Origin of the sequence: Treponema sp. JC4, assembly GCF_000260795.1 — a bacterium.
Classification (GTDB): domain Bacteria; phylum Spirochaetota; class Spirochaetia; order Treponematales; family Treponemataceae; genus Treponema_D.
This window is the reverse complement of sequence record NZ_AJGU01000009.1, coordinates 23,512-41,630: the sequence shown is the minus strand read 5'-3', so window position 1 is coordinate 41,630 and position 18,119 is coordinate 23,512. Positions and strand designations below refer to the sequence as shown.

General features: G+C 41.2%; 19 protein-coding genes and 1 riboswitch. Of the genes, 10 read left to right on the top strand and 9 right to left on the bottom strand.

Annotated features, from left to right (window positions below):
* Positions 1–5: 5 nt before the first annotated feature.
* Entirely contained in the window at positions 6–383 is a 378-nt protein-coding gene (locus tag MSI_RS05790) for a hypothetical protein (RefSeq protein WP_009104646.1), read from the top strand.
* On the opposite strand, the gene cytX is transcribed toward MSI_RS05790, so the two are convergent.
* From cytX to MSI_RS05755, 7 genes are all read right to left on the bottom strand, one after another.
* Positions 340–1,515 carry a putative hydroxymethylpyrimidine transporter CytX gene (gene cytX / locus MSI_RS05785; RefSeq protein ID WP_009104644.1) on the bottom strand — a complete coding sequence of 392 codons (1,176 nt, stop codon included), beginning with the start codon at positions 1,513–1,515 and terminating at the stop codon, positions 340–342. The two genes, MSI_RS05790 and cytX, sit on opposite strands and share 44 nt — an antisense overlap.
* A 32-nt stretch (positions 1,516–1,547) precedes the next feature.
* A complete protein-coding gene (gene thiD / locus MSI_RS05780; RefSeq protein WP_009104642.1) occupies positions 1,548–2,339 on the bottom strand; it encodes a bifunctional hydroxymethylpyrimidine kinase/phosphomethylpyrimidine kinase in 792 nt (263 codons plus the stop codon).
* A 61-nt stretch (positions 2,340–2,400) separates the two neighbouring features.
* Positions 2,401–3,075: an HAD family phosphatase gene (locus MSI_RS05775; RefSeq protein ID WP_009104640.1), complete on the bottom strand. Its 675-nt coding sequence runs from the start codon at positions 3,073–3,075 to the stop codon at positions 2,401–2,403.
* Positions 3,072–3,722 (bottom strand): thiamine phosphate synthase, encoded by a 651-nt coding sequence (thiE, locus tag MSI_RS05770; protein WP_009104638.1) that lies wholly within the window; start codon positions 3,720–3,722, stop codon positions 3,072–3,074. The genes MSI_RS05775 and thiE overlap by 4 nt, the downstream gene beginning before the upstream one ends.
* Positions 3,709–4,530: a hydroxyethylthiazole kinase gene (gene thiM / locus MSI_RS05765; RefSeq protein ID WP_009104636.1), complete on the bottom strand. Its 822-nt coding sequence runs from the start codon at positions 4,528–4,530 to the stop codon at positions 3,709–3,711. The genes thiE and thiM overlap by 14 nt, the downstream gene beginning before the upstream one ends.
* A 50-nt stretch (positions 4,531–4,580) precedes the next feature.
* Positions 4,581–4,690, bottom strand: a riboswitch (TPP riboswitch).
* Between the two features lie 66 nt (positions 4,691–4,756).
* A complete protein-coding gene (locus tag MSI_RS05760; RefSeq protein WP_009104634.1) occupies positions 4,757–5,344 on the bottom strand; it encodes a DJ-1 family glyoxalase III in 588 nt (195 codons plus the stop codon).
* Between the two features lie 8 nt (positions 5,345–5,352).
* On the bottom strand, positions 5,353–6,678 hold the full coding sequence (locus MSI_RS05755; RefSeq protein ID WP_009104632.1) for an aspartate kinase: 1,326 nt from the start codon (positions 6,676–6,678) through the stop codon (positions 5,353–5,355).
* A 134-nt stretch (positions 6,679–6,812) separates the two neighbouring features.
* Between MSI_RS05755 and dapB the strand changes: the two genes are divergently transcribed.
* Both dapB and MSI_RS05745 read left to right on the top strand, forming a co-directional pair.
* On the top strand, positions 6,813–7,595 hold the full coding sequence (dapB, locus tag MSI_RS05750; RefSeq protein ID WP_009104631.1) for a 4-hydroxy-tetrahydrodipicolinate reductase: 783 nt from the start codon (positions 6,813–6,815) through the stop codon (positions 7,593–7,595).
* 27 nt (positions 7,596–7,622) lie between these two features.
* The gene (locus MSI_RS05745; protein ID WP_009104630.1) at positions 7,623–8,846 is read left to right on the top strand and encodes an LL-diaminopimelate aminotransferase; all 1,224 of its coding nucleotides are present in this window, start codon (positions 7,623–7,625) and stop codon (positions 8,844–8,846) included.
* A 158-nt stretch (positions 8,847–9,004) separates the two neighbouring features.
* Here MSI_RS05745 and MSI_RS05740 read toward each other — a convergent pair whose 3' ends face one another.
* Complete coding sequence (locus tag MSI_RS05740; protein ID WP_009104629.1) at positions 9,005–10,216, bottom strand: hypothetical protein; 1,212 nt, start codon at positions 10,214–10,216, stop codon at positions 9,005–9,007.
* Positions 10,217–10,390: 174 nt separating this feature from the next.
* Between MSI_RS05740 and MSI_RS05735 the strand changes: the two genes are divergently transcribed.
* From MSI_RS05735 to MSI_RS05720, 4 genes are read left to right on the top strand one after another with little or no spacing between them, the layout of a single operon-like run.
* On the top strand, positions 10,391–12,925 hold the full coding sequence (locus tag MSI_RS05735; RefSeq protein WP_009104628.1) for a chemotaxis protein CheW: 2,535 nt from the start codon (positions 10,391–10,393) through the stop codon (positions 12,923–12,925).
* A gap of 12 nt (positions 12,926–12,937) precedes the next feature.
* Positions 12,938–14,335, top strand: coding sequence for a CheR family methyltransferase (locus MSI_RS05730; RefSeq protein ID WP_009104627.1), 1,398 nt, complete (start codon positions 12,938–12,940; stop codon positions 14,333–14,335).
* A gap of 10 nt (positions 14,336–14,345) precedes the next feature.
* Entirely contained in the window at positions 14,346–14,828 is a 483-nt protein-coding gene (locus tag MSI_RS05725) for a chemotaxis protein CheX (RefSeq protein WP_009104626.1), read from the top strand.
* A gap of 21 nt (positions 14,829–14,849) precedes the next feature.
* On the top strand, positions 14,850–15,284 hold the full coding sequence (locus tag MSI_RS05720) for a response regulator (protein ID WP_009104625.1): 435 nt from the start codon (positions 14,850–14,852) through the stop codon (positions 15,282–15,284).
* A 62-nt stretch (positions 15,285–15,346) separates the two neighbouring features.
* Here MSI_RS05720 and MSI_RS05715 read toward each other — a convergent pair whose 3' ends face one another.
* On the bottom strand, positions 15,347–16,111 hold the full coding sequence (locus tag MSI_RS05715; protein ID WP_009104624.1) for a hypothetical protein: 765 nt from the start codon (positions 16,109–16,111) through the stop codon (positions 15,347–15,349).
* A gap of 85 nt (positions 16,112–16,196) precedes the next feature.
* On the opposite strand from MSI_RS05715, the gene MSI_RS05710 reads away from it, so the two are divergent.
* From MSI_RS05710 to deoD, 3 genes are read left to right on the top strand one after another with little or no spacing between them, the layout of a single operon-like run.
* The gene (locus MSI_RS05710) at positions 16,197–16,793 is read left to right on the top strand and encodes a chromate transporter (RefSeq protein ID WP_009104623.1); all 597 of its coding nucleotides are present in this window, start codon (positions 16,197–16,199) and stop codon (positions 16,791–16,793) included.
* The gene (locus tag MSI_RS05705; RefSeq protein ID WP_009104620.1) at positions 16,790–17,374 is read left to right on the top strand and encodes a chromate transporter; all 585 of its coding nucleotides are present in this window, start codon (positions 16,790–16,792) and stop codon (positions 17,372–17,374) included. Before MSI_RS05710 ends, MSI_RS05705 begins: the two co-directional genes overlap by 4 nt.
* Before the next feature lie 30 nt (positions 17,375–17,404).
* Positions 17,405–18,109 (top strand): purine-nucleoside phosphorylase, encoded by a 705-nt coding sequence (gene deoD / locus MSI_RS05700; RefSeq protein WP_009104618.1) that lies wholly within the window; start codon positions 17,405–17,407, stop codon positions 18,107–18,109.
* Positions 18,110–18,119: the final 10 nt, after the last annotated feature.

Below are 18,119 nucleotides of genomic sequence, written 5' to 3'. Positions count from 1 at the left end.
TACATATGGATACAGAAGAACTTGTTAGCAAAGTAAAATCAGCACTTTCAAAGGGTGCCGCAGGTGCAATGTCGGCTTTTGAAAAAGCAGGTGATAAAGTTCAGAAATTTTCTGATGCAAGCGTTGTAAAAATAGAAAAAAAACAGCTTGAAATGAAGCGCGATGCAAAATATCAGGCGTTGGGCGAAAAGCTTTCTGCCCTTATTGCTGAAAAGAAAATTGAACTTCCTGAAGGGGTTGCCATTGAGGTTGAACCGATTCAGGAAGAAATCCAGACTCTTTCTAATCAGATTAAAGAAAAAATGATTTGCTTGAGAAAGGAAAAGAAGAAGCTTCAAACTAGAATTTCAGCAAGCCCACAAGTATTGTTACGACAAAAGTAAAAATCATGTCCGGGATTGTGCAGCCGGTTATAAAATCGGTGTTCATCAAAAGGCGGTAGGCGATAAAGCCTGCCAGCCATATTGCCATCCGCGAAACCTTAATTTTCTGCGAAGAAAAATCTGTCTTTAACACAAAATAATCTGCCAGAAGAATTGCAATCATTGGGGCGAATACTGAGCCTATAAAGTAAAGGAAGTTTGTGATGTTATCCATAGGGAAAAGGATTGCACAAAATGCTCCGATTACTGTAACAATAACGGCTGTCCATTTTTCTGAAGCCTTTGCCCAGATTGTCCTGAAGGAAATTGAAGCGCTCCATGCATCAAGGAAGGTTGTTGTAACTGTTGAAAGGATGATAATGATCAGGGCTGCGTTTCCAAGTCCGGCCTTAAGCATGATTTGTGCAATGTCGCTTTCGTTTGTAAGGATTGCGGCACCCATTCCGATTATGTACATCCAGCAGGATACTACGCAGTAGGTGGCGCTTGAAGCAAATGTCGCTGCAAATGGTTTTTCGGCCTCTTTCGTGTAATCGCTGATGAGCGGGAGCCAGGAAAGAGGCATTGCAACGGCAAGTTCAATTGCCTGCCCGAAAGAAAGGGCTTCCAGGGCATCTGCAGAAAAATTACTGCCTTCAGAAAAGAAAATCACCTTACACATTACGATTGTGAGTGCAAAAAGAGCAATCATTGCAGCAAGGCTTAATTTGCCGATGTTTTTAATTCCAGCCACAATCCAAAGGATAATCAAAAGTCCTGTGATGATTGACCAGATCCATTTTTGAGTGCTGAAAATGCCATTCAAAGAAAGGGTGCTGTCGTAAATCATAATTCCAGTCCAGCCAACCAGCTGAATTACGTTCAAAAGTGCAAAAAACTTTCCGCCCAGAATGCCGAAAGACATCTGTGTTGATTCCATTGCGGATTTTTTAGAAAGAGAACCGATGTAGCCTGCAAAAAAGAGAAGGGCACAGCCAATCAGGTGACCTATTACGATTGCAAGACTTCCTTTAAAAAAGCCAAGAGGAGCAAAAAATGTTCCTGTAAGAATTTCTGCAATAGAAACTGCAGCGCCAAACCAGATGAGCGAATTAGAAAATACGCCTGTTCCTTTTTTTGTATTATTTTCCATGAGATTTTCCTTGTTGTTTTTCTTTTAGTTTTTTATTTTAGGTTCCAGTTGTGGGCAAGCGGGCCTGAGCCTTTTCCTAAATCAAGCATTGCTTCAAGGGCTCCACTGATGTAATCCTTTGCGTTTTTTACAGCTTCAGAAAGAGACTTGCCTTTTGCAAGGTTTGCCGCAATTGCAGAGGAAAGTGTACAGCCGGTTCCGTGGGTATTCGGATTGTTGATTTTTTTGCCATAGAACCAGATTCCGTCCTGTCCGCTTTTAGCGTCAAAAAGGTAGTCGTTTGCGTCATTCAGGCTGTGACCGCCTTTAAGCAAAACTGCGCAAGCGAATCTTTGACTGATGTCTTTTGCAGCTTTTTCCATGTCGGCTTCGTTCTGGATTTTTGAAGCGAATAGAACTTCTGCTTCCGGAATGTTTGGCGTGATGATTGTTGCAAGCGGAAGAAGCTCTTTTTTTAGAGTTTCGATTGCTTCATCTGTAATGAGTTTTGCCCCGCTTGTTGCAACCATTACAGGGTCTACAACAATGTTTTTGAGTCCGTATTCTTTGATTGAATCCGAAATCACTTTAATAAGGGCGGAAGAAGATACCATTCCTGTTTTTACTGCGTCCGGGAAAATATCCGTAACTACAGCTTTGATCTGTTCTTTAAGGAATTCAGGCTTTACTTCCATGATTGAGCTTACGCCGGTAGTATTCTGTGCTGTAAGTGCCGTGATTGCGCTCATGGCAAAAATGCCATTGCAGGTCATGGTCTTAATGTCAGCTTGAATTCCGGCGCCTCCGCTCGAATCGCTTCCTGCGATTGTTAATGCGGTGTTCATAATTTTTATAATCTCCTATATATTTTTAATCTTCAGGCGGTGCCCTCAAGAAGATTCTCTTTTATTTGCCAAAAAAATATTTTTTGGCTTCTTTATAATTTTTGCAGTATAGGCTGCTTATTTCTTTTAATTCTTTTATATCACTTTCTGTCATAGCATCCTGTGATGTTTTGTCATAAATTGCGCATGATTTTATTCCTGCGTGGCTGGCGGTCTGCAGGGCGTAAAGTGAATCTTCAAAAATCCAGCTTTCCTCTGCGCTTACTCCCATTTCCCGGCAAACCTTAAAAAAAGTTTCCGGCTGGCTTTTTGACATTCCCATTTCTGAAGTCGTGAAAATAAAATCAAAATACTTTTGGGCATTCAGGCGGGCAAGGGCAGGGGTAAAAATTTCCCTGTCTGTATTTGTACAAAGGGCAATTTTTATCCCGCTGTCACAAAGCTTTTGCAAAAAATCTTCTGCGCCATATTTAAACTGAACTTCGTCCCTGTAGGCATTTGCAATCACCTGATTTACACCGTCAGTTATTTCCTGCTCAGAAAACTTCAGATTATAATTTTTCTTCAGATAGTCTGCGCCTTCTTTCATATTCATAGAAAAAAGTTTTTTTCCTAAATCTTTTTCGGGTTCAAGACCAAGAGAAGAAATATATCTTTCTGCACAGTTAAGCCATAGCGGCATGGAATCAAGCAGAGTTCCGTCCAGATCAAAAATGGCAGCAGTAAAATCGATCACAATATCTCCAGAGTTCTTTTTTTAAGCTCTTCTGCCGCTGCCTTTATGTCCTTCTGGGCAAAAATCGCACTGATTACAGAAATTCCTGCAATTCCGCTTCCTTTAAGCTGGCAAAGGTTATTTTTTGTAATGCCCCCAATTGCAACAACAGGGATTTTTACAGCCTTGCAGATTGCCTTTAGAGTCTCATGCGGTACATCAATTGCGTCTGATTTACTTCCTGTAGGAAAAACAGCCCCAACGCCCAGGTAATCTGCCCCCTGCTTTTCTGCAAGGATTGCTTCTTCTACAGTCTGGGCGCTTACTCCAAGAATTTTATCCGGGCCAAGAAGTTCGCGTACTTTGCAGGCATTCATATCTTCCTGCCCAACGTGAACTCCGTCCGCGTCAATTTTTTTTGCAAGCTCAACATTGTCGTTCACAATAAAGGGAACCTTGTATTTTTTGCAAAGAGCCTGAAGCTCAAGCGCTTCTTTTTCAAAATCAGCTTCATTCAGCTCTTTTTCGCGGATTTGAAGAAAAGTTGTTCCGCCCAGAATTGCCTCTTCTGTCTGCTGGTAAAGAGTTTTTTCTCCGGTCCAGTGGCGGTCGGTAACAGCATACAAAAGAAGGCTTTTTCTTAAATCAAAATCCTTATCTGATTTCATATTTTGCACCGTCTTCCAGCTGTTTTCCGTCCATGTTGTAAATGGCGTCAATAATTCTGTTTCTGTAGGTTGAGTTTCCGTCCCCATTCTGCATTTTTGACCAGGCGATTTCTCCGGCAAGACCCATTGCGCATACGGCGGCAGCAGCGGCTTCAAGCACATTGTCCGGGTTAGCTGTAATAAAGGCTGCGGTCATTCCGCTAAGCTGACAGCCGGTTCCTGTGATTTTTCCCATCTCAGCCCGGCCGTTTCTGATTACATAGCAGGTATTTGCGTCTGCAACCAGGTCAATTTTTCCTGTGATTGCCACAACGCTATTCATTTTGCCTGCAAAATCTTTTGCAAAGCTGATTGATTTTTCAAGATTTTCTTCGGTTACGGCGTCGCTTACATCGGCATCTACGCCCTTTGTAGTCCCGCTTCCCAAAGCAAGGGTTTTGATTTCAGAAATATTTCCGCGGATTACGTCAAACTTTACTTTTTTAAGCAGATCTATTGCAGTTTCAGTTCTGAGTTTTGAAGCTCCGGCTCCAACCGGGTCAAGCAGAACCTTGTGACCAAGCTGATTAGCTTTCTGTCCTGCCAGGAACATTGAAGGAATTGTATTTTTGTTCAAAGTTCCAATGTTGATGTTAAGTCCGCCGCAGATAGAAGTAATTTCTTCAACTTCACCTTCGTCGTCGCTCATAATAGGACTTCCGCCACAGGCAAGAAGAATGTTAGCAACATCGTTTACAGTTACATAATTTGTGATGTTGTGGATTAGCGGGCATTTTTCCCGCACGTTTGAAATGATTTTTGAAAACATAACAAGCCTCTTAAAAAATAAGTTGCCTGTTTGAATATGCTGCCGGGAGACGGCAAATTAGACTGGTTTCCCTACGTTGGCATTATCCAAATCAGGTTATGGGTCAAGACACAATAGTCTACTCTCAGCAAGGTTGAACCAAGCTCCCCTTTATGGCGCCTATTATTGCAACTTTTGTTTATTGTTGCAATAAAAATCAGGCGTCTAACGGTTTTTTATTATTTTTCTATCTCTGCAAAGTTCCGTCGTGTATTTTTTTTGCAACTTCGTCACCGCACAAGAGTCTGATTAATTCCATTGCGAACTCTTCTGCTGCTCCAGCTCCTCTTGCTGTAATCAGTTTTCCGTCAGTTACAAAAACCTTGTCTTCATATTTCAGCTGATAATCAGGATGACTTTCTTTCTGCATGCCCGGATAACAGGTCCAGCGTTTTCCTTCCGGCACCTTAGTTTTTCCAAGAACTACCGCAGGGCTTGCGCAGATTGCACTTACATATCTTCCCTGGTCATAGCATTTATCAAGATGCTCAAGAAGGTCAGCACATTCAGAAAGATTGTCAGCGCCTACAGAACCGCCCGGACAGAAAACTAAATCCGGAGCATTTTCTGCGTACTCTGCAAGGTATTCCTTTAAGGTTGTGTCTGCAATAACCGGAATCTTATGCGAACCCGTTACAGTTTTTTCTTCTTTCATTGTGGAAGATGGAATTGCAATTGTAATAACTTCAACTCCTGCCCGTCTCAAGTAATCTACCGGAGTAAGGGCTTCTACTTCTTCAAATCCGTCTGCAAGAAAAACCGCAGCTTTTTTCATATTGCCTCCTAGTTAAAGAATGCTTTATGCAAAATCTTTACAGTCTTTTCAGCTTCATCATCGTCAACAATCATGCTGATATTAACCTTGCTTGCGCCCTGGCTTATCATCTGCACGTTGATTCCTTCATCAGAAAGGGCAGCAAAACCGCTTGCAAGAATTGCAGAAGAATGAGCTGCGTCACAAATTATTGTTACGATTGATTTTCCTGTGTGAACAGAAACTTCGCTTGCCTGTTCAAGATCTGAAATAAGTCCCGAAAGGTCTGCTTTTGTATTTACTGTAAGAGAAACTGAAACTTCAGAAGTTGCAATTACGTCAATACTTACGTTCCACTTCAAAAAGTTATTGAAAACGTGGGCAAGGAAGCCTGCAGCACCCAGCATACGTGAAGAAACAATATCAATCAAAGTGATGTGCTTTACAGTTGTGATTGCGCATACTGGTGGAACTTTACCGGTGTGTTTTTCTACGATGATTGAACCCGGGCTCTGGATGTTATAAGAGTTCTTTACGCGAACCGGTGTACCAGTTTTGCGGCATGGAACCATTGAACGAGGATGAAGAACCTGAGCTCCGAACATTGCAAGTTCCTGAGCCTCTTCATAAGTAACTTCAGGAACAGGTTTTGCATCACTGCAAACGCGAGGATCTGTTGTCAAAATACCGTCAACATCCTTCCAGGTCTGGATTTCTTCAGCACCCATTGTAGAACCGATGATTGTTGCAGTAAGGTCTGAACCGCCGCGACCAAGTGTTGTGATATTTCCTTTTTTATCTTTTGCAATAAAACCAGTTACGATTGGAATTTCCTTATCGCTGCCGTTTTTGTAGGAATTAAGATGAAGAGGAATATTCTGCCATACTTCATCCAGAAGTTCTGCGCTCATAAAAGAAGAATCGCTTACGATTCCGATGTCCCAGGCATCATAAAAATGGGCTGGAATTCCCTCTTTCTGAAGATAAGCAGCCATAATTCGTACAGAAAGTCGCTCACCGAAGGAAACAAGATAGTCGCGGGTACGTTTGGTAAGTTCTTTGAGCATTGAAATACCGGTTAAAAGCTGGTTAAGCTCTTTCAAAAGTTCTTCTGTTGCAGTGCCGTCAAGTCCAAGTTCATTGATTGTATCGCGGTGAAGTTTTGCAACTCTTTCTACATCAACTTTACCGTTTACTGCATCGTCTGCTGCTGCCAGAAGATGATCTGTGGTATCACCCATAGCCGACAAAACTACTGCCGGGCGCTTTTCCTGATATGCTTTAATAATTGAAGCAACATGTTTAATTCTTTCTGCATTTGCGACACTTGAGCCGCCGAATTTCATAACTATCATAGAAAAGATTATAATGATTTGCTGACTTTAGTAAAAGTGAAATGCTTAAATATTTGTAAAACCTTTCGATTTTCGGGTGAATAAATTTTTCATTTTTGATAAGATACAAAATCAAAAAAAAGGGGTGTAGAAAAATGAAAATCGCACTTGTTGGATATGGAAAAATGGGCCACATGATTGAAATGTGTGCTAAAAAGGCCGGACACGAGGTTGTTGCTACAATCGATGTAATGGCAGAAGATGCTACAAATAAAATCCCTGCCGGAGACCCAGCTGCTCTTACCCGCGCTGTAAAATCAAGCGGGGCAGAGGGAGTAATTGAATTCTCTCATCCTACAGCAGTAATGGATAACATTAAGGCTCTGCTCCCTCTTGGACTTCCAATCGTAGTTGGAACTACCGGCTGGAACGACAAACACGAAGAAGTAAATAAGCTTGCCGGAGATTGTGGTGGAGTTATCATGACTTCTGCTAACTTTTCTATCGGCGTAAATATGTTCTATAAAATTGTTGAGGAAGCTGCCCGCATTATGGCTGAATATTCAGACTACGATGTTGCAACCTGGGAAGCTCACCACAATCAGAAGGCAGACAGCCCTTCCGGAACTGCCCTTGAAGTTGCCCGCCGCGTAATGCTTGGTAACAAAACAAAGACAGAAATCGTAACAGATGCCTTCCACGAGCGTCCAAAAGCTAATCAGCTTCATGTAAGTTCTACCCGCTGCGGAAACATTCCTGGAACCCACAAGGTTTTCTTTGACGGAACTGCCGACACAATCGAACTTACCCACACAGCAAGAAGCCGCGAAGGTTTTGCCGTAGGTTCAGTAAAGGCTCTGGAAAAACTTTCATCTGCTGTAAAAACTGGCAAGCTCTCAAAAGGCAAATTGTACGGCTGGGACGATCTTTTTAATTAGTCAAAAATATCTAAAAACGAGGAAACTATGATTACACGAAACGAAGGATTTGCAAATCTTACCGCCGGCTACCTCTTCCCGGAAGTTGCCCGCCGCCGCCGCGAATATGCAGCCGCTCACCCGGATGCAAAAATCATCAGCCTTGGAATTGGTAACACAACAGAACCTCTTCCAAAGTTCATCGCCAAAGCAATGGCAGATTACTCTCTTGGACTTGCTACTCCTGAAGGTTATTCAGGTTACGGAGACGAGCAGGGTAATACAGAACTCCGCAAGAAGATTGCTGAAGTATGGTACAAGGGCTTGGCAGATGAATCAGAAGTATTTATTTCTGATGGTGCAAAATGTGATATTGCCCGCATTCAGACTTTGTTCGGCCGTAATGTAAAAATCGCCGTTCAGGATCCTGCTTATCCTGTTTATGTAGACGGTTCTGTAATTGTAGGGGCTGCTGGTAAAAACAATGGCACAGGCTACGAAGGTGTAACCTATATGCCTTGTACCCCGGAAAACGACTTTTTCCCTGATCTTTCTGTAGTTGAACCAGACTCTTTGATTTATTTCTGTTCTCCAAATAATCCTACAGGGGCCGTTGCTACAAAAGAACAGCTTAAAAAACTTGTTGACTTTGCTAACAAGAATGGCTGTATCATCATTTTTGACGGCGCTTACCGCGAGTTTATCCGCGATCCTGAGCTTCCAAAAACTATTTTTGAAATTGAAGGTGCCCGCACTTGCGCTATTGAAATTAACTCTTTCTCAAAGCCAGCAGGCTTTACCGGTGTTCGTCTTGGCTGGTCAATCGTTCCTAATGATTTGAAATTTACAGACGGTACAAGCGTAAACCGCGACTGGAACCGTGTAATGACAACTTTGTTCAACGGTGCTTCAAACGTAGTTCAGGCCGGTGGTCTTGCCTGTCTTGAGTCTGAAGGTCTTAAGGCAATGAAAGAAGTAATCGACTACTATCTTGAAAATGCTGCTCTTATAAAGAAGACTTTTGAAGGGGAAAACTTCAAAAAAGCCGGTGCCCAGGTTTACTTTACAGGAAACTCTCCATATATCTGGGTAAAATTCCCTGGAAAGAAAAGCTGGGATGTTTTCGACACCCTGCTTGATAAATGCCGTGTAGTTACAACCCCGGGAAGCGGCTTTGGCCCTGCCGGAGAATCTTTCATCCGCATCAGTGCTTTCGGTCACCACGCTGACGTTGAGGAAGCCTGCAAACGCCTGGCAGAATTGGTTTTGTAAGAGGAAGTTTTGTAAGAAAATATTCTAAAAAATGCGCGAGCGAGGCGGGGATTCGAACTGCATTGTGGGGTGCGAGCGAAGCGAGTCAGATTCCTTATACCCCACACCCGCAGTTCGCAAGACACGCCTGGCGGGAGCATTTTTTTATGGTGTTTAGCCTAAATCTTACACTTATATCCTAAATCGATAACAAATGCCTTTCCAGGTTTTCCTCTTGTAAATTCCTTAAACTTTACCTTCAAAGAGGCGTTAAGAGTTCCTGCCAGAATATTTGTTGAAAAGTACGGAATCAGATTTACATTCAAATCTGAAATATCATAATCAGAAAATTTAATCAAATCATTAACATATTTATCATCAAAGCCTGCGCCTAAATGAAATCCGATTGTAAAGATGTTATTACGGGTATTAATGTTTCTGAATACATTAAGGTTAACTCCAAGAGTATCATCCAGCACCATCAGCTCAGAAACTGTATCCTTTGGCAGTATGTAAAAGGAAATATGAGCATGAGCTACGCCGTTGTAAAATCTTGGTTCAAGCAGAAAATAACAGGTTTCAGGTGTAATTTCCATTTTATTGGCTTTAGGCTGAATTGAAGCGTTGTTAATACCCATCTGAGCAAATAAAGCTGCGGCAGTATAATTATTTCCCAATAAAATTGTAGTTCCCATATGCCAGTAAAGCTTGTTTATTGCAACAATTACATCCTTTCCCTGGCTCTTATCCGAAAGCGGAGCTCCAAGACCTGCTGCTAAATCCATTGTAAAATAATGGAAAGAAAATGCATTTCTAAGGTCAACGTTAAAAACCTTGTATTCATCATCTTCGCTGTTTACGTAGGCATAAATTCCTATAAGGGTAGGCAGGGTGTAAAATTTCAGAACATCTGCCATTCCCATACCCCACTGAGGGTAAAGAATAGAATTTCCTGTACCAAGCCAGCTGTCTGTTACTTTTGAAGCAATTCCTTCTATACCAAAGTAACGCTGAAGAAGAATGTCAGAACCAATAGGATCATACATTCCTATAAAGGCACTCAGATAATTTACTGTGCTGGTAAAAGTCATTTTTCCGGTGAGGGAAAGTTCATCAATGCGGAATTGTGCAGGAGTCTTTTTGAAAACATCATCAGTTAAAAGGTTGTCTGTATCTATAGAAAATTCCAGGTGAGACCAGATATTCTGATTAAAATTAAACTGGCCGGCAAAGAAAGCCTGAAGCTTTAAGTCTCCTTCGTAGTCTTCAGCCTTTTCGTTAGCCCCCTGATTCAGTTTTCCTCCCGCATATCCTGTAAAGGCAGTAACGCCAAAAACTCTGGAAGCAGCAGAAATCAATAGTAATATAGAAACAAGAAACTCCTTTTTCATAGCAACCTCTGTGCAGTGTTTAATAGTAAAAAAGTTTAAAACACTCCGTTTTTATTATCGGCATAAATCAAAATCTTCTTTAATAAAATCTTTCAGATCCTAAAAAATAAATATTTATTATCATTTTTACTTTTTTTTCTTGAAATATAGGTTTTTCGGGATATAATTTATTCTATGAGCGATTATCTTGACCCAAATAATGAAGAACTCTTGAAAGACTTCTTTGCTGAAGCTGAGCAGCAGGTAGAACAGCTCGAAAGTAACATTCTTGTTATTGAAGGCGATCCTACTAATCATGATGCTATCGATGAAATTTTCCGTGCTGCCCATACTCTTAAAGGTGGTTCTGCAACTGTTGAAATGACTGAAATCACTCATTTTACACACACAGTTGAAGATGTTCTTGACGAAGTGCGTTCAGACAGAGTAAAGGTTGATGAAAATATCGTTGATATTCTCCTTTCCTCTATCGATGTAATAAAAGCGATGCTCGAAGCGCGGCAGAATGGTTCTGTTTATGAAGAAGATACCAGTGCCATTGTGTCTAAACTCCAGGCTTACATTCCTGCAAAGGATGCAAAAGGAAAACCTATTGCACAGCCTGCCGCCGCAGCTCCAGCTCCTGAGCCAACCCCGGCTCCTGCTCCAGAACCAGTACAGGCAGCTCCTGCCGCACCTGCAGCAGCAAGTGGTGTAGTGCTTCCGGAATTAAGTGAAGATGAGTATCAGGAGCTTAAGCAGACTTGCGAAGGCAACCAGAAACTCTGGTGTATCGCCGTTAAATTTGATGAAAGCAACCCTATGAACTCGGTCGGCGGTATTCAGGTATTCGCCGCATTAAAGGCAATCGGTAATGTTCTTAAAACAAATCCTGATTTTGATGCCCTTTATGAAGATCAGTTCTATGAATGGGTTTATTACTATGTTGCAACTGATGCAGAAGGCTCTGCAATTGAAGATACTGCCTTCTTAAGTGATGTAACCTTGATAACAGATGCTCAGCTTATAACTGATGCAAATTATAAGGGAGGTGGAGCCGCAGCTCCAGCAGCTCCGGCTCCACAGGCAGCGCCAGCTCCTCAGCCGGCTCCTGTACAGGCAGCTCCAACACCTGCTCCTGCAGCAAGTGCCCCGGTTTCGCCATCTTCAGATATGCCTGCCGGAGAAATCTCTGCAGCTCAGAATGATCTTTTGAACGATATTCTTAATGATAACGTTCTGAAGCCAGAGCCTAAGCCTGCAAGTCCAGCTCCAGCCCCTGCTGCTGCTCCTAAGGCAGAAGAAAAGAAAGCTGAAGCAAAACCTGCGGCTGGTGCTGCACATGCCGCACAGCAGGGCTCAATTCTTCGTGTAGATTCACGCCGAATTGACTATCTTTTGAACCTTGTTTCAGAAGCTGTAATTACAAAGGCTTCCTTCAACCAGCTTGCTGCCCAGACTTCAAGCGAACTTAACCGCTTCCAGGCTCTGCAGGCTGAATACAAAGAAAAACTCCGCAGTCTTTTTGACCACCTTACTGATTATATGGAAAAAGTTAAGGATGGAGAAAATCCTGCAGAAGTTAAAAAGGCAATTGTTCAGGAATACGGTGATCTGGGTTCTGTTTTTGAAGCATATGAAGCAGAATCAAAAGGAATTACAGGCCGTTTCCGTTCTACAACTCAGAACCTTGGAACTATTGCCAGCGAACTTCAGGAAGGTGTAATGAAAATCCGAATGGTTCCTATCAATCAGATTTTCAGCCGCTTCCCTCGTGTAGTTCGCGATTTGCAGCGTGATTTGAACAAGAAAATCGACCTGGTAATTGAAGGTGAGGATACAGAACTTGATAAATCGGTAGTAGAAGATTTGCTCGATCCGATTATGCACTGTGTACGAAACTCAGTTGACCATGGTATTGAAATGCCTGATGTACGAAAGGCAGCCGGAAAGCCGGAAACTGGTACAGTTCTCCTTAAGGCGTCTAACGAAGGTAACCAGATTGTAATCGAAATCAAAGATGATGGTGCCGGCGTTGACGTAGAAAAGGTAAAGGCTAAGGCTATAGAAAAAGGACTTATCCATCCGGATAAGCAGATTTCCGAACAGGATGCCTTCCAGCTTATTATGATGCCTGGCTTCTCTACAGCGGCTACAATTTCTAATATTTCTGGTCGTGGTGTAGGTCTGGACGTTGTAAAAACTATGATTAATAACCTTAAGGGTACAATCACAGTTAATTCTGCAAAAGGAAAGGGTACAAGTTTTGTAATCAAGCTTCCTCTTACTCTTGCAATCATTCAGGGCTTGCTGGTTCGCGTTGGAACAGAGGTTTACTCTATTCCTATTGCAAACGTAATTGAAAGTCAGTGTGTAAAGATTACTGATATTAATCACATTGATAACTACGAAGTAATGAATGTCCGCAACGAAGTAATTACAGTTCTTCGTCTTGCGCGTCTTTTTGGTATGCCTGAAGCAGAGCAGAAGGACGAATGTTATATTGTAATTGTAGGTAACCAGGATAAGAAGATTGGTGTAATGGTTGATGCCCTTGTCGGCGAAGAGGACGTTGTAATTAAGCCTCTTAAGGATCAGTTTACTAATTCTCCGGGAATCGCCGGAGCTTCAATCCTGGGTGATGGTTCTGTTTCCCTGATTATTGATGTTGGTGCCCTCCTTGATCTGGGAGTTAAGCACGAACAGCTGGATCAGGAACAGAGTGCATAAAAGGAGTCGGAAATGGAAGCAGAAAATCAGGTAGTTGTTCAGACTCAAGTTGCAGAAAAACAGGAAGAAGATAAAAATACCGTCGTTGATTTTAAGATGGTTACTTTCTCTCTTGCAGATAAAGATTACTCTCTTGATATTATGCACGTAAAGGAAATCGTAAAGGCAGACAGATTTACTTTTGTTCCTAATACGATGGCTTTTGTGCGCGGTGTTTACAATCTTCGTGGTGAAATTATTCCGATTCTGGATTTACGCTTATTCTTTGGTGTAGAAGTTCAGCCAAAATCCGGAAAAAAACTTGAAAACATCATTATTCTTGCGGTAGATGATCAGAAATTCGGTGTAATTGTAGATAAGATTGATAAGGTTGTAGGTATTCAGAAGAGTACAATTCAGCCGCCTCATCCTTTGTTTGGTGATATTAATATCAAATATATTGATGGTGTAGTTGAGGCTAATAACAGACTCTACGTACTTCTGGACATTACACGCATCTTCTCTGGAAAGGATGCTCTGGAAAATGTTCCTCGCCCTCAGCCGACCTATACACCACCGGAGAGAACTCCTGCAAAACCTGCCGCAGCAAGAGCGGCTCCTGAGGGTAAAGCAGCTCCTTCCGGACTTGCAGCTAAAGCCGAAAGTATGAAGGCAGCTGAAGCTCCAAAAAGTGATTTTGATGATCAGGCTTATAAATTTGCAGTTGAATCGCTTGCAAATTATAAAAAATTCTACGTTTCTTCTGTTAATGAATCATGGGTTCGACACCGCTTTACCGAATGGACTAAGGCCGGTAAATCTCAGATTCAGAACGAAGCTGATGCAGAGGAATTCCTTTCAACCTTCTGGTCTTCTTGTACCGGCAAGTGGTGGACAAAGGAATTTGCAGATGCAGTAGAAAAAATTCTTCCTGATAATTCTGCTAAACAGATTATTGTATGGAATCCGGGCTGCGGAAAGGGGACAGAGTCTTATTCTCTGGCCTGCGTGCTTGCCCGTCGTTATCCAAAGAGCAAAATCAGAGTCTATGCTCAGGACGTTGACCTTTTGACAGTGTCAAATGCGGCTATGATGAGCATTCCGGCTGAATTAGCAGACGATTGGTATAGTTCTTATTTGACAAAAAAGGCAAATGGGGAATATACTTTTAATCAGGACATAAAAGACAGCATCATGTTTGAATATCATGACTGCAAGAATACGAATGCTCTGCCAATGGTAGATATTGTTTTTGCAAGAGATGTTGTTTCAATGCTTGATGAGGCTTCTCAGAATACTGTTGTGGCAGATTTCCAGGAGAAGATGAAGGGAAACGGTATTGCAATTCTTGGAGAGAATGAAACAATGCCGGCTTCGTTTAATTTTGGTGAAAATACAGTTGGTGCGCTTGTAGCATACAATAAAGATTAAGGAGATAAAAATGCGAGTTGAGTATATTAATCCGTTTGTTGAAACTTCTTTTCGTATTTTGCAGGAAGTTCTTGGTGGTGCAGAAGTAAAGCGGGGCGATTTATATTTGAAATCAACCGCAATGCCTGTTATGGGTGTTGCCGCTTTAGTTGGTCTTGCTGGTGATGTTGAAGGACGTGTTCTTTTCGATATGACAATGGAGACCGCTCTTAATATTGCTTCGGCAATGAACGGAGAAACTCTGGCACAGTTTGACGACCTTGCAAAGGCTACAATCAGTGAGCTTGCAAACCTTATCACTGCACAGGCTGTAACTAAGCTGCATGAGCTGGGATTTAAGTTCGACTTGACTCCTCCAGCATTGTTTATCGGACAGAAAATGGAAATTGCAGCTTTGGGTGGAACAACAGACAGTGTTGAAGCTCTTATTGTTCCATTAATTTCTAATTGCGGTAAAATAGAAGTAAACGTTTCTATCAGGGAACGCGCATAAAAAATCAAGAGGAGTTGAATTATGAAAACTACACAAGACTATCCTACAATTAATGAGCGTCCTCCTGAGGGTCGTAAAGATGATGGAACTTCATTCAGAGTCTTGATTGTTGACGACTCTATGTTCGTTGCAAAACAGCTTGGCCAGATTCTTACAAGTGAAGGCTATGAAGTTGTTGCTACTGCTGGAGACGGTCAGGATGGAGTTAATAAATACAAGGAACTTTGTCCAAATGTTGACCTGGTAACAATGGATATTACTATGCCAAAGATGGACGGTATTACAGCTTTGGAGCAGATTGTTGCTTTTGACAAGAATGCAAAGGTTGTAATGGTAAGTGCCCTTGGTAAAGAGGAACTTGTTAAAAAATCTTTGATGGTTGGTGCAAAAAGCTATATCATCAAGCCTTTGGACAGAAAGAAGGTTCTTGAAAGAATCTCAAAAGTTTTGTCTTAGTCTTTATTAACTGTATGAAAGCCGGTAGATTCGCCGGCTTTTTTCTTTAACACTTATCTCTTTTAGCCGATGGAAAATTTGTAGCCTTTTTCATTGTGGTCAAGTCTGTAATTAAATTCCGGATACTTTTTGAAATAAGATCGGAGATTTGAAAGCATTACTTTTAATGAAGCTTGAGATATCTGCTTTTTCTTTTCTGAGTAGAGAAGAATTAAATCATAAATAGTAAGAATATCATCCTTGTGGTCAAAGAAAATCTGAAGCAGAAGGTAAAGGCTTTCCGGCAGCTTGCTTTCACTTTTAAATCCATCAATTGATTTGTAATGATTTTTATTATAGGTAAATTTTTCGTATAAAAAATCTGTCGTAAAACTTTCTGGGAAGGGCTCAGGCTTTTGCATCAGATAAATATAGGGTGAAAACTGATCAGATTCCACAAAATCTGCAACAATTTTTAAGACAGTCTCAATTGTTTCTTCCTTTGGAACATATTTTCCTTCCGGCAAATAATCTTTATTGCAGAAATTTCTGATTATATCTGCCCAGACTGCTGCCCGTGCGCCTTTTGCAATACAAGGATCATTGTAAAAAATAAGTGGCAGATAAGTTTTATCTTTATCTAGCTTTTCGTAGGGATTTGTAGAAAGCAGATGATTTTCAGCCATATAATCAATCAGAACAAGGTCAGGCAGGTAGTTTGATTTTATCAGGGTATTCTTGAGATTTGTGTAATCACTGAACAAAAGACAGGAATGTCCCAGCTTTTCTATTTTGTTTGCGAGAAATCTGAAAATATCCGGCTGTGTTGAACATAAATAAACTGTCATAATTTTTAGTATGTGCCAATCTTATAAATAAATCCAGTAAAAAATCTGACTTTTGGAACTTGCTTTAATCTGATAAAATACAGCTATGAAAAAGTCGCTCTTTTTAGAACTTATTGATTTATATCTGGCCTTTGTAAAAATCGGAACCTTTACGATTGGTGGCGGGCTTGCTATGATGCCTATGCTGCGCAGGGAATTGATTGAAAATCGCGGCTGGATAAGTGAAGAAGAATTAATTGATTATTATGCAGTGGGGCAGAGTACACCAGGAATTATTGCAGTAAATGTCTCTACTTTTGTTGGCTTCAAACAGGCTGGAATAATTGGTGGAATTATTGGAACTCTTGGAATGGTAACTCCATCCTTTGTGATTATTATGCTTTTAGCCCGTTTTATTAATTCAGTCTCTGACTATCCTGCGGCCCAGAAAGCTTTGAAGGGTATAAATGTTGCTGTTGCTGCTTTGTTGACCCATGTTGTGGTAACTTTTGCAAAAAAAACAATTAAAACGCCTGTAAACTTTATTTTTATGCTGGTTGCTTTTCTTTGCGTTGGTATACTTAAGCTGCCTTCTTACATTGTCATCCTGGGAGCCATAACTATTGCCTGTATTCTGGTCTTTGTCCGTGCAAGGCAGCTTAAGAAGCATCCTTCTGATTCTGATGAAGGAGGAGAAAAATGAGTATTTTTATGCTTTTCTGTACTTTTTTTTATATTGGGCTTTTTACGATTGGCGGTGGGGTTGTTGCCCTTACCCTTATGCAGCAGACAATTGTGGACAAGGGTCTGATTGAGTCTGCGACCTTCTATAATATGGTAGCGATTTCGGAATCTACGCCAGGACCTCTTGGAATTAATATGGCAACTTACATAGGCTACAACCTCTACGGCATTCCGGGCGGAATTATTGCCACTGCAGGGGAAGTTCTGCCATCTTTAATCTGCATTATGATTATTGCGGGCTTTTTGAAAAAGTTCAGCGATAATGCTTATGTAAAAGGAACTCTTGCTTTTCTGCGGCCTGTGAGTACCGGCCTTGTGCTTCTGCCTTTTTTGCAGATTTTTGTTTTTGCTCTTTTGAATCTACCGGAAGGGGCTGGATTTAAGGGAGTTCTTTCTGCAGCCCGGGAAAATATATTTGAACTTTTTAATCCTGTGAATATAGCGGCCTATGCTCTTTTTACCTTTTTATTTTTTAAGTTTAAGCTGCATCCGATTTTTATTATTGTGGCCGGCGCTGTGTTTGGAATTATATTTTTGTAATTTTTCTTAATATATGGTAGAATTAACTTTATGAGTACACATATTAACGCACCAGAAGGTGCAATCGCAGACAGAGTATTATTACCTGGAGATCCTTTAAGAGCTAAATTTATTGCTGAAAATTTTTTAGAGGATGCTAAATGTTATAACGAAGTTCGCGGAATGTATGGATTTACCGGAACTTACAAAGGAAAGAAAGTTTCTGTTCAGGGTACTGGAATGGGACAGCCGTCTCTTTCTATCTATGTAACAGAATTGTTTAAGTTTTATAATGTGCAGAAAGCAATCCGTGTAGGAACTTGTGGTTCAATTAGTGAAGATTTGAAGCTTCGTGAAGTGCTTCTGGCTAATGGTGCCTGTACAGATTCAAGCCTGCAGTCTCAGCGCTTTGGACTTTTGCACTTTGCTCCTGTTCCAAGCTTTAATCTTTTGTATACTGCATATAACCGTGCAAAAGAAATTGGAATGAAGGCAAAAGTAGCACCATGTGTTTCCAGCGATTTCTTCTATGATATCAACGAAAACTGGAAGCTCTGGAAAAAATACGGTGCTGCCGGAATCGAAATGGAATCTGCTGAACTTTATACCCTTGCAGCTCAGTATGGTCGTGAGGCACTTTCTATTCTTACTGCAAGTGACAGTATTCTTGATGGAACTGCTACAACTGCAGAAGAGCGTCAGACAACCTTCAAGGAAATGATGATGCTCGCCCTTGATACAATTGTAGCTGAATAATAAAAAAAGA